Origin of the sequence: Claveliimonas bilis, from assembly GCF_020892095.1 — a bacterium.
GTDB lineage: Bacteria > Bacillota > Clostridia > Lachnospirales > Lachnospiraceae > Claveliimonas > Claveliimonas bilis.
This window is the reverse complement of sequence record NZ_AP024845.1, coordinates 936,664-953,253: the sequence shown is the minus strand read 5'-3', so window position 1 is coordinate 953,253 and position 16,590 is coordinate 936,664. Positions and strand designations below refer to the sequence as shown.

10 protein-coding genes and 1 pseudogene are annotated in these 16,590 nt (G+C 47.2%); all 11 read left to right on the top strand.

The annotated features are described in order from the left end of the window. The first annotated feature begins 1 nt into the window (after position 1). The gene (locus EUBC25_RS04815; protein ID WP_230107058.1) at positions 2 to 3,508 is read left to right on the top strand and encodes a S8 family serine peptidase; all 3,507 of its coding nucleotides are present in this window, start codon (positions 2 to 4) and stop codon (positions 3,506 to 3,508) included. Between the two features lie 6 nt (positions 3,509 to 3,514). Then, complete coding sequence (locus EUBC25_RS04810) at positions 3,515 to 4,219, top strand: DUF6198 family protein (RefSeq protein ID WP_230107057.1); 705 nt, start codon at positions 3,515 to 3,517, stop codon at positions 4,217 to 4,219. Positions 4,220 to 4,350: 131 nt separating this feature from the next. After that, positions 4,351 to 5,700, top strand: a complete 1,350-nt coding sequence (locus tag EUBC25_RS04805; protein ID WP_230107552.1) for an MATE family efflux transporter — start codon at positions 4,351 to 4,353, stop codon at positions 5,698 to 5,700. Positions 5,701 to 5,789: 89 nt separating this feature from the next. Next, complete coding sequence (locus EUBC25_RS04800) at positions 5,790 to 6,821, top strand: threonine aldolase family protein (RefSeq protein ID WP_230107056.1); 1,032 nt, start codon at positions 5,790 to 5,792, stop codon at positions 6,819 to 6,821. A gap of 21 nt (positions 6,822 to 6,842) precedes the next feature. After that, the gene (gene yaaA / locus EUBC25_RS04795) at positions 6,843 to 7,583 is read left to right on the top strand and encodes a peroxide stress protein YaaA (RefSeq protein WP_230107055.1); all 741 of its coding nucleotides are present in this window, start codon (positions 6,843 to 6,845) and stop codon (positions 7,581 to 7,583) included. Positions 7,584 to 7,728: 145 nt separating this feature from the next. Then, positions 7,729 to 8,589: a DNA-methyltransferase gene (locus tag EUBC25_RS04790; protein WP_230107054.1), complete on the top strand. Its 861-nt coding sequence runs from the start codon at positions 7,729 to 7,731 to the stop codon at positions 8,587 to 8,589. Positions 8,590 to 8,597: 8 nt separating this feature from the next. Further along, positions 8,598 to 11,348, top strand: a complete 2,751-nt coding sequence (locus tag EUBC25_RS04785) for an N-6 DNA methylase (RefSeq protein ID WP_230107053.1) — start codon at positions 8,598 to 8,600, stop codon at positions 11,346 to 11,348. 16 nt (positions 11,349 to 11,364) lie between these two features. Beyond that, a pseudogene (locus EUBC25_RS14980) lies at positions 11,365 to 12,105 on the top strand (Cof-type HAD-IIB family hydrolase); the annotation flags it as partial. Between the two features lie 72 nt (positions 12,106 to 12,177). Further along, complete coding sequence (locus EUBC25_RS14975) at positions 12,178 to 12,558, top strand: MGMT family protein (RefSeq protein WP_230107551.1); 381 nt, start codon at positions 12,178 to 12,180, stop codon at positions 12,556 to 12,558. Between the two features lie 178 nt (positions 12,559 to 12,736). Further along, positions 12,737 to 16,270, top strand: coding sequence for a SpaA isopeptide-forming pilin-related protein (locus EUBC25_RS04770; protein WP_230107052.1), 3,534 nt, complete (start codon positions 12,737 to 12,739; stop codon positions 16,268 to 16,270). Further along, complete coding sequence (locus EUBC25_RS04765) at positions 16,243 to 16,569, top strand: hypothetical protein (protein WP_230107051.1); 327 nt, start codon at positions 16,243 to 16,245, stop codon at positions 16,567 to 16,569. The genes EUBC25_RS04770 and EUBC25_RS04765 overlap by 28 nt, the downstream gene beginning before the upstream one ends. Positions 16,570 to 16,590 lie beyond the last annotated feature (21 nt).

Here is a 16,590-nt window from a genome sequence, read left to right as displayed (position 1 = left end):
AGTGAAGAAAAAGGCGACGGCATCAGTTTTAGCAGCGGTACTGGCAATTTCTGTGATTCCGGTGACAGCCCCGGCAAAGGAAGTATCGGCTGAGAATACGGAACAGAGGGAATACGGAGTGCCGGGAGAAGACTATGTGGATGGGCAGGTAATCGTACGCCTGCGGGAAGAGCCGGAGGCAATGAAGAGGGAAAAGAGAAGTGGAAGTGTTCTGGAACAGTATGAGACAGAATCCCTCATTGACCTGGAAAACATCACAGCTTCTCGTCAGACATCAGCGTCAGCTTCGGCAAGGAGCCGGACTGGCATATCAGCAGATGAGATCGTGCTGGTAACAGGCGACAATACAGAAGAAATGATCCGGGAGCTGGAAGAGGATCCCAGGGTAGTATATGCAGAGCCTAATTACATTATGGAGCCCTATGATGTTCCGTCAGACCCGGGCTATGAATATCAGTGGGGACTTAAAAATACATTGAATGATGCGTCCCATGCAACAGACATTCCGGCGGTGGATATGAATGTCGAAGAGGCATGGTCAAATGCCGGAAGCAGTTCTGATACGCCTGTTGTTGCTGTGATAGACAGCGGTGTAGACTACAATCATCCTGATCTGAAGGACGTAATGTGGAAGGACGGATTGAACTATCCGGAGCTGACAGCTCTTGGAGGAGGGGCGTATGGTGTAAATTATTCAGGTACAGGACCGACGGATGATCCAATGGACTTTCTGATGGGGCATGGAACACACTGTGCTTCAATAATCGCTGCCCAATGGAATAACGGCCAGGGAACGGCGGGAGTAAGCTCTTCAGCCCGGATCATGGCGCTCGATTTCCTTACAGGAAACTCTGCTACCAGCAATGCGATTCTGTGTTACCGCTATCTGATCACAGCAAAGAAAGCCGGGGTTAATGTAGCGGTTGTAAATAATTCCTGGGGGCCCGGCACTTATGACGGATATATGCTCCAGAGTGTTTCTGATGTGGTGACGGAAGCAGGAATGGAAGGGATTTTATCCTGTTTTGCAGCCGGAAATAACTATGCAGATAATGACAGAAATACAGGGGGCATAATAAACAGTCCCTATGTTGTAACGGTAGGAGCGATGGACAGTGAGGGATACCGGGCCGGTTTTTCTAATTACGGAAGGCAGACCGTAGATGTGTTTGCGCCAGGTACACAGATTTTAGCTTCTACAACTACAGATACCTCCATGTATTCAATGGAAAACCATGAAATGCCTGTACAATATCTGCCGTGGATACAGGACAGGGAAGACAGCTATTTTTATGAAGATTTTGAGGATGCGGATGACAGAGTAGAATTAAGACTTTTGGATGAAGGAGAGAAAGAAGCCGAAAGAGCAGTTCCGTCCCGGGGATATTCCAGCAGCAGAGGACTGGAAGTTTCTTTGGACAGCATTGAAGAAGGGGAGGAGTTTACGCTGGAAATTGAATTTTCAGCAGAAGACCTTGCGGCTGTTGATCCATTAAAGGAATTGCATCTGGCGTTTGCAGGATCTTTTGACGGAGCAATGAAAGAAGAGGTTGTACGGTTTGCGCAAAATACCGGGGAAAAATGGGATCTCCTGTACTCGACTCAAACAGTAAACGGGGGATTCTATCCGGCTTACTTGGCGGTGAGGGACAGTAACTGGAATATTTCCAGTACCTGCCTTTCCAGCAGAGAGTTTTTGACAGATGCGGATGGAGATGGGAGCATTGCGATCAGAATGAGGGGGACCATGACCGGAAAAACAGAGGGGGCGGCGTTTCACCTTGATAATGTGGGATTTGGAAAAAAGGCCAGCGACTATTATTATTCGGACGGGACTTCCATGGCAGCGCCGGCAGTATCGGGAGTAGCGGCTTTGGCAGCGATGGTATATGGTGCAGATAACGGTGACGATGCAGGAGAGATTCGCGCGCGCATAATCGGTGCAGTGAACCGGGAGGATGGAATAGATTTAGAGGACAAGTCAGTGTCCGGAGGTTTTCTGGATGCAGGGGCCGTTTTCGATGATTCCAGACTTGTTCCGGTAGTGAATGAGCTGAAGCAGCAGGATAAGACAGCGGAACTTTGCGGCTATTTCTTTGGAGAGGAGCCGGGGACAGTGACGGTAGGAGGCGTGCAGGCTGAGGTGACGTCATGGTCACCGGAGAGTATTACAATTGTCTTACCGGATGGATCAGCAGGAAATCAGCAGATTGTTGTTTATACGGCAGGTGGAAAATACGGACAGAATTTTTTGGATATTGGAGCGACATCTGTAGGATTTCAGGAGCTTGCAGCTCCGGATTTGGATTACGGAGAACTAAGTGGCGTTGATCTTACAAGTCGCAATGGGCTATGGCTGCATATGGCAGGGGCAGGCGGCAAGATCCTCTGCCTTGCAGCAATGGAGGAAACGGGCAGCATTTATATGGAACAATATAGTATTCAAGATAATACATGGAAAAAAGTCAGTCTTCCGAAAGATGATATCATAGTGTCCCCCTATAAGGAATATTATTCCATGGCTGCAGGAAAAGATAAAATTTATATGATATATTTCAATGCTCAGGGTCAGATGGAACTTGGGACTTATGACACAAAGACAGAAACATGGGATGTTGCAGCGGTAGATATGAGTACTGGTTTTGGGCAGCTGGCAGTCTATCAGGATCAGCTTCTTGTCATAGGAGGTGAAGGAGAGAATTGTGAAAATACTGCAGTAATTTATGCTCTTGATCCGGTGACAGGAAAAGTATCGGATTCTGAAATTCCAGATCTTCCGGAAGGGAGAAGTGGAGCTATGGTTTCCGTATCCGGTAATAATCTGATCGTATGTGGAGGATATGATTCTTTTGTAGAATATATACAGGGTCAAAATGAGACTGTATATGGGAATATAATGATTTATGACGGAAAGAGATGGAAGGTAAGCGGGGCGGATTTTTTCCGCGATGCAAACGGGCAGTTTGATTCTCTTCAAACACTGGATTTTGCTTTGTCAGCTACTGATGACGGTATGATCGTGACAGGGCCGGTATCTGGTCTTGGGACAGAGCAGATGAGGGATACATGGAAATATGATCCTGATGCAGATGTTTGGAGCAGTGACGGTAATCTTCGTTTTCATGGGACGAAGACAACGGAAAACGTCGGCACAGCGGTAGACGGTCTGTTTTATGTACTGGCAAGAACGGATTCAGGGGCTCTGGTGTTCCGGTCAACTCCGGTGAACTATACAGGAGCAGCAGCAAATCCGGGAGAAAAGCCCCAGGAAGAACCCGGAGGGAACCCGGGAGACAAGCCGGGTGAGAATCCGGAAGATCCGTCTGGAACCGGAGAACAGGATCAGACAGATCCCGATAAAAATGCAGAAGAGAAAATAGAAAAGACAAAGGCTGAAAAAGCAGTAAAAACAGGAGATGAAACACAGGCAGCCATTTGGCTGTTATGTGTTCTGGCTTCCGGTACTGTGATCATCCTGCAAAGAAGAAAAAAATGCAATAGAAAGTAAAGAAATATGAAGAAAGAATATATATTTCGCGGAATATTTTATATTGCCGGTCTGGTGGTACTGGCTCTCGGACTTGTCCTGAATACAGAGACAGGTCTGGGGGCCTCGCCGATTGTCTCCGTGTCCTACAGTGTCTCTGTTTCCTTTGAACAAAACTTTGGCGATATGACTTTTATTTTGTACTCTCTTTTTGTTCTGGTGGAAATGGTTCTGCATACATACAGGATAAAAAGAGAAGGAGGAAATCTGAAAAAGATTCTTTTTATGGATTTTTTGCAGATTCCGTTAAGTTTGATTTTTACACGCTTTATGAATCTTTTTACGGCTCTGATTCCGGATCTTTATACAGAAGGAAAAAGTTCTCCGGGAGAATTTACTGTCCGTATCCTGTTGTTGATCCTTGCGGTTATCCTGACCGGGATCGGAGCGGCCATGTCTCTTAATATGCGTTTGATCCCCAATTCAGGGGATGGGATCGTTCAGGCGATCGCTGACCATGTACACAAAGGGGTAGGGTTGGTAAAAAACTGTTTTGATCTCGGATGTGTCACAGTTACTGTGTGCATTAGTCTGATTTTTTCCGGACATCTGATCGGCCTTGGTATCGGCACTGTTCTGGCAATGATCGGTGTGGGAAGGACGATGGCGGTATTTAATTATTTTCTCTATGAGAAAATGAACCGGATTGCCGGAATGCAGGATACAATATAGAACTAAAATTTTGTGTGGATTTTTCTGGTCTTATGACTATTTTTCGCCACACGGCTGTGAAAATGCAGCTGTGTGGCATTTTCCTTGATACAGGATTTTATGATATATACTTTAGAATAGGAGAGGAAATGATGAATGAGACTTTTATGAAAGAAAGGCCGGTTCTGCCTTTGATTTTTTCCATGGCTCTCCCCATGGTCGTTTCTATGCTGGTAAATTCTCTTTATAATATTGTAGACAGTTTTTTTGTGGCGCAGATCAGTGAAGATGCGATGACTGCGCTGTCTCTTGTATTCCCTGTGCAGAATTTCATCAATGCGGTTGCCATCGGATTCGGGGTGGGGATCAATGCAGCCATTGCTTTTCATCTGGGAGCGCAGGATAAGGAAAAGGCGGACAGGGCGGCCACCAGAGGTATGCTTCTGGCCGGAGTGCACGGCGTGATCATGACTGTAGTGTGCATCGCGGCAATCCGTCCGTTCCTTCGGATGTTTACCGAGGCAGAGCAGGTTGTGGAGCTTGGAGTCAGATATGCAGTCATCGCCTTTTCCTTTGCGGTGATTATTGCGGAAAGCCTGGCATTTGAAAAAATTTTTCAGGCAGTGGGAAGAATGAAAGTTACGATGCTCAGCCTTTTGTGCGGCTGCATTGCTAATATTATTCTGGATCCGATTTTAATCTTTGGTCTGGGCCCCTTCCCGGAGATGGGGATGGAAGGAGCGGCATTAGCCACAGGGATCGGTCAGGTTCTGCCACTGGCGATCTACATTGCAGTATATTTTATTTCGCCGATTCCGGTTAAAATCAGGAGAAGTGCCATGAAAGCTGATCGGAAGATAGACCGGCAGCTTTATACGGTAGGGATACCGGCAATCCTGAATATAGCATTGCCTTCTCTGATGATTTCCGCATTAAATACGATTTTATCCGTCTATTCTCAGAGTTACATTGTCATTTTGGGCATTTACTATAAACTGCAGACCTTTCTTTATCTTCCGGCCAACGGGATCATTCAGGGAATGCGTCCGGTGATCGGTTATAATTACGGAGCCGGAGAGGGAGAAAGAGTGTCGAAGATTTACAAAGTTACATTGGGAATGACGGCGGTGATCATGGCAGTGGGAATGGTAATCTGCCTTATGGTGCCGGAGGGGCTGATAGGAATGTTTACAGAAAACAGCCAGACTGTGGAAGCGGGCGGAAGGGCGCTGCGGATCATCAGCGCCGGTTTCGTCATTTCTGCTGTTTCTGTTACGTCTTCAGGAGCGCTGGAAGGTATTGGAAAAGGCATTCCGTCCCTTGTAATTTCTTTTTTCCGCTATGTGGCAGTTATTATTCCGGCAGCATTTCTCCTTAGCCGAAGTATGGGAGCGGACGGCGTGTGGCATGCGTTCTGGATAACAGAAGTGCTCACAGCGGCAGCGGCTTTTACTGTTTTCCGTAAATCAGCAGCTGAAGTTTGTATTCCAGGAAGAAAGTGACAACAGCTTTTACGGTTTATTTTTCTTCCTGTACACTGTGGAAAATATCAGTTAAAATAAAATAAGTACAAAAAAAGGAGTGGTTCAAAATGAGTCGATGGAACAATGACTATAATCATGGGGCGCATCCGGCTGTTCTGGAGGCGTTTATAAAAACAAACCAGGAAAGCTATGGCGGGTATGGGCTGGACGAATGGTGCGAAAGGGCGGCAGAGAAGATCAAGACTCATCTGGGAAGTACTGACGCTGACATTCATTTTATGGTAGGAGGAACGCAGGTAAACTATACCGTTATTGCGGCAGCTCTTCGTCCCTATCAGGGAGTGATCAGTGCGGACAGCGGACATATCCACGTCCACGAGACAGGGGCGGTGGAGCATACAGGACACAAGATCCATGTTGTAAAAGGAGAAAACGGAAAGCTGTCGGCAGCGTCTGTTGAAGCAGAAGCGGAAAATTACAGGACAAGCGGAGTGAAGGAACATATTACACAGCCTAAGATGGTATATATTTCCTTCCCTACAGAGTACGGCACCCTTTATTCCAAAAAAGAGCTTGAGGAAATATCTGCTGTCTGCAGAAAGTACGGTCTGTATCTCATGATAGATGGAGCGAGAATGGGTTACGGGCTTGGAGCCAAGGTAAATGACCTGAAGCTTTCTGATCTTGCGGCGCTTGCCGATGTCTTCTACATAGGGGGTACGAAATGCGGAGCTATGATGGGAGAAGCAGTAGTTATTACAAACAATGAGCTCAAAGATAATTTCCGCAGCTATATGAAGCAGAACGGAGGAATGCTGGCAAAAGGCTGGACGCTGGGCCTGCAGTTCTATACGCTCTTTGAGAACGATCTGTATTTTGAAATTACAGGCCGGGCGGACAAGTACGCCATGGAGATCCGGGAAGCTTTTGAGAAAAAAGGGATTGATTTCTATATTGACAGTCCGACGAATCAGCAGTTTGTTCTGTTAAGTGAAGAGCAGATGAGGAAACTGGAGAAAAAGCATATTTTTGAATACCAGTTTCCGGAGGGGGACAGACACTGCGTGCGGTTTTGCACAAGCTGGAGTACAAAGCCGGAAGATGTAGAGGAACTGAAAGCAGATATTCTGGCGCTGTAGACAAAAGAAGAGAGGACTGATATGAAGATTATAATTTCTCCGGCGAAGAAAATGAATACAAATCCGGACCTTGCAGAGTTTCATGATCTCCCGGCATTTATCGAGGATGCCGGGAGCATTCTTGAATGGGTGAGATCCCTCACCTATGAGGAAGCAAAGAAACTGTGGAAGTGCAATGATAAAATTGCATCATTGAACTACGATAGAATGAAACATATGGATCTGAAGAAAAACCTGACTCCTGCTGTCCTTTCCTATGAAGGAATCCAGTATCAGTATATGGCTCCGGCAGTTTTCGAAGAAAACGCCATGCAGTATATACAGGACCACCTTAGGATACTGTCCGGATTTTATGGAGTACTTTGCCCCTTTGACGGTGTGACGCCATACCGACTTGAGATGCAGGCGGCGGCAAAAGTGGAGGGAACAGGAAATCTCTATGAGTTCTGGAATAATAAGCTGTACAGAGAGGTTATGGATGAGGACAGGACGATCCTGAATCTTGCCTCGAAGGAATATTCCCGGTGTATTGAAGCATACCTTCGCCCCGGTGACAGATTTCTCACCTGTGTGTTCGGGGAATGGAACGACGGAAAAGTGAAACAGAAAGGAACCCTTGCCAAGATGGCCAGAGGAGAGATGGTACGCTATATGGCAGAACACAATATTTCAGATCTGAAGGAAATCCGCTGGTTTGACAGGCTGGGATATAAGTTCAGTGAAGAGCTGTCCACGGAAGAGCAATACATATTTCTGAAATAAAAGATATAGCTTTTGGGGACTCGGGTACAAAAAGAAAAAACAAACTTGTGTTCGCGTGTGCGGTATGGTAAAGTAAAACACAGTAAAAGAAACGGATGGCGCCGGTTATGGAGGCTGCCGACGAAAAAGTTACAGGAGTGCAGGCATGAGGAAAAAAGCAGAGCAAAAGACAGATATGAGTAAAGTAATAAACAGGCTTTTTGAAGGGGACTGTCTGGAATATATGGAGAAGATCCCTGATGGGAGTGTGGATATGATCCTGTGTGATCTTCCTTACGGGATGACACAGAATCAGTGGGACTGCTATATTCCTCTTGAGGAACTCTGGAAGCAGTACAAACGGGTCATCAAGCAGAACGGGGCGATCGTGCTTACTTCAAACGGTGTATTTACAGCAAAGCTGATCTTAAGCCAGCCTGGTATTTTCAAATATAAATGGGTGTGGGAGAAGTCAAAGCCCACCAACTTTTTAAATGCAAAAAAACAGCCTCTGCGCAAGTACGAGGATGTCTGTGTCTTTTATAAAAAGCAGCCGACTTATCATCCGCAGATGACGCCCGGCGAACCTTATGACAAAGGGGTGAGAAAGGATCAGCTGTGCGGAAATTACGGAGACTTTGATCCGGTCCATGTGGCAAGTAAAGGGGAGAGGTATCCTACAGATATTATTTATATAAAAACGGCAGAAAGTGAAGGTGCAGTTTACCATCCTACCCAGAAACCGGTAGAGCTTGGCAGATATATGGTTCGGACCTACACCAATCCGGGGGATGTCGTACTGGACAATACGTTCGGCAGCGGTTCTTTCCTTGTGGCGGCTCTGATGGAGGGCCGGAATTTTATTGGAATAGAGAAAAATGAGAATGTAGCTCTCTTTAAGAGAGAAGAAATAGACTATATCGAGGTGGCAAAAAAAAGGCTGAAGGAAGCGTGGGACGGCCTGGATAAAAAAAGCAGGAAACATATAGAAGTGGAGAATCTGATCAAAGAGTTCGAAGAAAGGTAAGTGATGCCATGGGAACAGTTGTAAGGCGCAATGAAAGAAGCTGGGCAATTGAGATTATCTCCCAGATCAACGGAATGCTGAAGAGGCTCAATATCCGCATCCGCAAGGCAGGCGGAGAAAGCACGCTGTCTGTCAATAAAAAAAGTATGTTCCCTGATGTGCTTCTGTACGCTGATGAGGCACAGATGAAGATCCTACAGGGCTGGGAGCTGAAAATGCCGGATGTACTTATTACAGATGAAGCGTTTATCAAAGATGCGGCCCGAAAAGCGGAAGCGCTTGGCCTTAACAGTTTCGTACTCTGGAATTTTACCTACGGGAAACTTTATACACGGGATGAGGATGGAGAATTTACGGAAAAAAAGACCTGGGATGCCACAAGTTATATCCGGACAAGGGAGGATGTCTACACTTTCCGGCAGGAATGGCTCTTGGTGCTGGAGGAGATCATCCTGACGGTAAACGAGTACCTTGTAAGCGGGGATATTTCGGCGGTATCCATTACAGAAGTCCTTTCCGATAATCTGATCACCCGTCTGATCCGGAGAAACAAAGCCATGACGGCGGAGTATATGGAGGACAGTGCCCGCCGTGACATGAAGATGGAAATTCAGCTGAAGCTGTGGTGGAACGCCTTCCGGGAAGAGTATGACAACGATGAGAAGGATATGTACCAGGCATATGCCAAGACAGTCCTTCTGAACTGGGCAAACCGTATCCTCTTTGCCAATCTGATCCGGCGGTATCACAACTGTGCTGATCTGATCGGCAGTATCGACGAGACTTCTGTTCCGGAGGAAGGAAATGCGATTATTCGAAGCATTACGGAGCAGGGAGATTTTTATAATGTATTCCGCCAGATGGAATACAATGACCGGATTCCGGAGGATACATGGATCGATCTTGTGGACTATAATCAGTTTCTTTACACCAACCGGATCGAGCGCATTGACCAGAGCGTCCTTCAGAACGTGCTGGAGCACACGGTCCATGTGGCAAAAAGGGAGATAAGAGGACAGTATGCAACTCCTTATTCATTGGCGGATCTTCTGTGTCAGATCACGGTGCGTAACTGGATGGCGCCGTGCGCCGATCTGTGCGCGGGGACGGGAACCATTGCAAAAGCTGTCATTCAAAATAAACTGAAAAGGAATCCTGATCCGAAAGCAGCGCTGGATACTACATGGATTTCGGATAAATATGCCTATCCGCTGCAGATTGCCAATATAGCCCTCACCAGCATTGAAATGCTGGATACGCCCATTAATCTGTTTCAGAAAAATGTGTTTGAACTTAAGACAGGCGATGATGTCGTGCTGAAAAGTCCGACGGACGGGTCTGACATTATAAGGCAGCTCCCTCCTTTTCATGCAATTGTGTCGAACCTGCCTTTTGTAAAATACAATAAGCGTGCGCTGGATGAAGAGGAATATATTCAGAAGATACGGCAGTCCGTGTGGAATCATACAGGGATCACCTTTACGTCAGGAAAGGAAGATCTGTATATTTATATGCCCTTCCAGTTGTATGGACTTCTGGAGCAAAACGGGCGTCTGGGAATTATTTTATCTAATTCCTGGCTGGGGACAGACGTAGGAAACCGGTTTTTTCACGCGCTGCTCCATTATTACCATATGGAAACAGTGGTGCTTAGCAACAGCGGAAAGTGGTTTGAAAATGCAGATGTAGTCGCCACTATGGTTGTGCTGCAAAAGAAAGAGATCGCGCCGCCTTCTTCTGATGAGAGGATCCGCTTTTGTCTTCTTAACAGGGAGGTCCGAAAGCTTAGCGCGGAAGAGATGGAAACGGTTGTTGCCAGCATTGTGGTAGGGCGTGAACTGGAAAAGAATCTTCTGAGTATGACAGAATACGGTCTGGAAGAGATCGAGATGATCCAGAGCAGCGGGATTACCTTAAACGCTCTGTTCCATCAGCTGACATGGCTTGGAGAGATCCGCAGGCATCTGATCCCGGTAAAAGAACTTCTGGAAGTGAAAAGAGGAGAGCGCCGGGGATGGAATGACCTGTTTTATCCGAAAGATATTGAGAAAGTGGAAGAAGAATACCGAAGACCGGTATTGAAAAGGCCGGCTTCTTTAAAGTCTTATATGGCATATGCGGATACCGGGGCGTTTTGCTGTCACAGGGCCAAAGAAGAGTTAAGGCAGATGGGGCACAGTGGAGCTCTTAAGTGGATAGAAAAATTTGAAAATATCAGAAACGGCACAGGAAAGCTGCTTCCTGATGCACTGAAGCGGCCCGGCGGGTTCTGGTATGAAATGGAAGATGATACGAAAGCAGAGTTTGTAACAGCTCTTAATCCGGATAAAAGGCTGTTTGTAGCCAGGTTCCCGGAGGAAACCTTCGTGGACCAGCGTTTTACAAGGATGATCCGCCGAAGGGAAGGGGTGTCGGCAGATCTGATCCATGCCCTGCTGAATTCGGTGTACGGTATGTTTGCCATAGAGGCGATCGGATTCGGAAGAGGGCTTGGTGTGCTGGATGCAAGCAGCACAAGGCTGAAACAGATGTATATGATAGATCCGGCGGATATAAGCGCGGAAGACGAGAAGGAGATCATCCGGCTTTTTGAGAGGATCCGTGACAGAGATGTGCTGGATACAAAAGAAGAGCTGCAGGACCCCGGACGCAGGGAATTTGACAGGAAGGTACTGGAGTCCATCGGATGCGGACATCTCTATGACAAGATCAGAGAGTCCCTTTTGTCCATGCAGAGAACCCGTCATACAGTGTTGTAAAGAGGTATGAAAGCAGATGAAGATAAAGTGTATTGCCCTTGATCTGGACGGTACGGTTCTGGATGGAAGGGGCGAGCTAAGTCAGGGGAATAAAGAGGCGCTGGAAGAGGCAGCGGCCCGGGGAATAGAGGTCGTCGTCGCAAGCGGCAGGTCCCTTCATTCTCTTCCGGAAGAGATCACTGCGCTTTTGCAGATCCGATATGCGATCACATCCAATGGCGCTGCCCTTTATGATCTTAAGACAGGGGAATGTCTTAAGAAATGCTATTTGACGCCGGAGTCCGTGGAAAGGATCCTTCGCTGTACGGAAGGGGAGCCGGTTGTGTTTGAGGCATTTATCGATGGGAAGCCCTATGCACAGAGAGAATACACGGAAGAGCCGATGCGCTTCGGCGCTTCCAGCCATGCAGTTTCTTACATACAGAGGACACGTACCCCTGTGGAGGATATGCGGGCGTTTTTAAAAGAGCATGAAACCAAGCTGGAGAGTATTGATATTGTTGTCCGGGAAAAGGCCCTGAAACATCAAATGTGGAAAATGCTGGAGGAGAAGGTGGAAAATGTGTATATTACTTCGTCCGTTCCTCAGCTTCTTGAGATTTCCCACCTGGATTCCGGAAAGGAGAAGGCGGCCGGCTTTCTCCTGGAATATCTGGGCCTTAAAAGAGAGGAGCTTGCCGCTTTTGGAGACGGGGATAACGACAGTGCTCTCCTGGAATTTGCCGGTGTTGGAATTGCCATGGCAAATGCTTCCGAAACATGCCGGGAAAAGGCGGACCGGCTTACGTTGTCTAATGATGAGGATGGAGTGGCGGTGGGAATCCGCAGAATTTTTTCTTCCGGTTTTGATTTTTATGAAAGAGCCGGGATTGTCTGCAGAAGTATCCCTTATGGAAAAGCAGCGACTTATGGCCAGATCGCTCTCCTTTGCGGGAAGCCGGGAAACGCCCGGCAGGTTGGTTATGCCCTGAACAAAGGCAGGCTGGGGGAGGATATTCCGGCTCATCGGGTAGTAAACAGCAAAGGGATACTAAGCGGTGCGGCGGCTTTTGATACTTTTGACATGCAGAAGATGCTTCTTCAGGGAGAAGGAGTAAAAGTCGAAAGAACAGAAGACGGCTGGAAGATCGATCTGAAAAAGTACGGCTGGAAAACGACGCTGGAGGATGCAAAGCGGTTTCGGCAGATATTTGAGGAGAAGGGAATCTGATTTGAGAAAATCAGATTTTTTTCTTGCATTTAAAAGGGAAATATGTTAACTTATTAGTCACAGAAAGCAGTTCTGCTGTTCTAAATGATCATTTTTATTTTCAGTCAGGCGTTTCGCCAAATGATACCAGATGTGAGAGAAATTTTGAGACAGGATCTTAGAAAAAGGAGGAAAGATATTGTCAGGGAAAGGGAAAAGAATATTGTTTTTGGGAGCGCTGGCTATGGCGGCGCTTCTGTTTCCGGCTGTGACCGATACAGTTCCCGAAATGCAGGCGGCCGGTATGGGAGACACTTATACAGTGACTGCCAGTGATTTCCGCTATAATACCAGGGAAATGCCGGTAGGATATTTTGAACTCAGCAATGGGAAAATGGCGTTCTGCGCCTGTCATGAGGCGAAACCGCCTTCCAAGGGAACAGCGATGACTGTGACCGCTGTTTATACTGCCGAAAACAAAGGAAATGAGCTTTTGAGAAAGGTTTATTACTATGGATTTAAAGGCCCCGGCGACGTGGGAGCATCCTATGGCGAGACTTCGCTTGCAGGCTCTGTGGCTAACGGACACATGGATGTGGACGATACCGGCGAGAGCGATGTGGGACATGGAAAGGCGTTCATCAGCCGGATTTCCAATTTAAGCCCGGCGCCCAAAGGTTTTAATGTGTACAAGATCAGCACGGGAAACAGCGCTTATCAGGATCTGACCTTCTGGGATTACCGTCCGGAAGGGAAACTGACTTTGATGAAAACATCAGGCAACAGGGGAATTTCCGGGACGGGAAGCGCCTACAGTCTGAAAGGCGCAGTATACGGAGTCTATACAGATGAGGCCTGTACCAAAAAGGCAGGAGAGCTGCAGACAGATGAGGAAGGAAAGAGCAATACACTGACGCTGGCTGCAGGGACATATTATGTGAAAGAACTGAAAGCGTCTCCGGGCTATGGACTGGATAAGCGTATCTATAAGGTTCAGGTGACATCTCAGGGAAACGAATCCCTGCAGGTGGAAGAACAGCCCCAGTACCAGAAGATGGATCTTCTGGCGGTAAAATACGACAGTGAAAAGGAGCTGGAAAAAGAAGGAGGCTGGGAAATCGGCACGCCCCAGGGGGCAGCAAGCCTTGGCGGAGCGGAATTTACCTGCAGATTTTACGGCGGATTTTATGATACGCTGCAGGAGCTGCAGGGGAAAAGTCCGCTGAAAACCTGGGTATTTCGAAGCGGGGAGGACGGCAGAGTTTATTTCAGGGAAGAAGATCTGATAAGAGGAGACTCCTTCTGGAGCGATGCAAAGGGGAACCCCATCCTGCCTCTTGGAACAGTGACAATTGAGGAAACGGCGGCGCCGGAAGGATATAACAGAAACGAGGAGATTTTTATACGGAAGATCACATCGGAAGGAAGCGGGGAAACCGTGCAGACATACCAAAGAACGGAAGTGCCGGAAGACATCATAAGGGGCGACCTGGAACTGATCAAGGTATATCAGCCGGAAGATGAAAAGGAAGACACCCTGCAGGGAATTGAAGGAGTGGTCTTTTCTATCACATCAAAAACAACGGGAAAAGAGGTTATGCGCATCCGGACAGATGAAAAGGGCCGGGCAGATACAAAAAGCAAAGACCACCCCAGAGGAGGACTTGTCTATGATACCTATATTGTGAAAGAAGTGAAAACGCCGGAAGGATATAATGCAGTCAGGCCTTTTGAAGTGACGATACAGCAGGAAAATACGGTGGTTGGCGGTGTCTATAAACAGGATACCCTGATCAGCAGCGCTATACAGGTTCAGAAGATCGACAGAGGAACAGGAAAGGTTATACCAAGAGCCGGAGCTAAGTTTCAGCTGCTGGATGAAAAGAAACAGAAAATTACCATGACGACCTATTATCCTTCAGTGCGGGAATATGATACCTTTACTACGGATGAGGACGGAAGATTTACATTTCCGTCAAAGCTGGGTTATGGTACTTACTATCTGAGAGAAGTGAAAGCGCCGGAAGGCTATCTTCTGAACAAAGAGGATATAAAATTTACTGTTTCAGAGGATCTGGACTGGGGAAAACCTCTTATTATCTCCTGTGCAGATGACAACGCCATGGGAAGGCTCAGTCTGAAAAAATACGAGAAAGATACGAAAGAATATTTGGAGGGAGCGGTATATGAAGTGAGAGCGGCGGAGGATATCGCGACGCCTGACGGGACCAGACGCTTCCAAAAAGGAGAACTGGCAGATACCATTACCACATCAAAAGAGGGTCCTGTGTTCAGTAAAAATCTCTGGCTGGGCGAGTATATTTTAAAGGAGATAAAGCAGCCGGAGGGCTATGTGCTGGATCCCAAGGAATATAAGGTCAGCCTGAAATACAAAGATCAGGAAACGGCGGTAGTTACAGAAGAAAAAACGGTGTACGATGTCCCGTCCACATTGATCATAGAAAAATATAAAAAAGGGGAGGAAGATATAAAGCTTCCGGAAGTAAGCTTCCAGATATGGCCTGAAAATAGGCCCCAGGAGAAGGCAACTTATACGACGGGTCAGGAAGGCAGGATCACCGTAAAATATATGATGCCGGATACGGTATATTGCATTCAGGAGATAAAGCCGCTGCCGGGATATCTTCCGGATGAGAAGATCCATACGGTAAAAACAGACAGGAAAGGGCAGGTGGAAGGAGGAGAGATTTATACGCTCCGTCTGGAAAATGACTGTACAAAATACAGGATCAGCAAGCAGGACATTACTACCGGGCAGGAGATCAAAGGAGCGAAAATGACCCTCTATCTGCTGGAGGAGGACGGAAGCCGGACAGAAACTGAAAGCTGGACTTCCGGGGATGAACCATATTATATTGAGGAACTGATCGTGGGCCGGACATATGTATTGGAGGAAACGGTGGCGCCGGACGGGTATCTCCAGGCACAGGAGATCACATTTACGGTTCCTGAAAGCGGTGAGATACAGACAGTAATTATGAAAGATGAAAATGCTATGGGAAAAATCTCCATCAGTAAGCTGGAGGCAGGAGAAGAAGAGATTTTCCTGTCGGACACCGTTTTTGAGATCCGGGCAGCAGAGGACATTATAACACCGGAAGGAACGGTACGGCTGAAGAAAGGCGAGCTTGCGGATACCATTACAACGGAAGGAGAAGCGGCGCAGTCCAGGGAATTATTTCTGGGAAAATATACGGTAAAGGAAGTAAAGCAGACGCCGGGCTATGTGCTGGATGACAGGGAATATGAAGCCAGCCTTACATACAAAGACCAGCATACGGCCCTTGTGACGGAAAACCTGGAAATTTTCAATGAGCCGACGAAGCTCCATATCTGTAAAAAAGATGCCGGCAGCGGAAAAATGCTGGAAGGCGCCAGACTTAAGCTGGAAAAGAGAAAGGAGGATGGAAGCCGAAGCACAATAGCACAGTGGACATCCGGAAAGGTGCCACAGGAATTTGAACGGCTGGTTCCGGGACAGTATATTCTGACGGAAGAGGAGGCGCCGAACGGATATGAAATTGCCGAAGAAATTGTCTTTACTCTGGAAGAAACCGCAGAAGTACAGACTGTGGATATGCTGGATCAAAAGCGGGCAGAGACAGTCAAGACAGGAGATAATTCTCTGATCGTAAGCAGGGCTTTGCTGCTTGCGTTGGCGGCGCTGCTGGCAGGCTGGGTGCTGTGGAGAAGAGACAGAGAGGAAGAGTAAAAAGAAAGATTGGAATCGAAACCTATTTACAGGAAGTGGATGACTATGATAAATTTATGAAAGAAGAGATTCCATTTCACGGAATGGCTCCTTCCAGAATTATCTGGGACATATCAACGATCGGATATATGATCAATCCCCACTGGTGTCCATCTGCTCTTGTAGAAGCGCCTTATCTCACAGATGATGTGAGGTGGAAAGCAGGTGAAAAGAGGCATTCGATACGGGTATGCAACTTTGTTTACCGGGATGGCATTTTCGGTGATATGTTTGAGAAGTTGGGGCGTGCGCCTAAATAAAGGTATAAAAAGCGCCGGAGT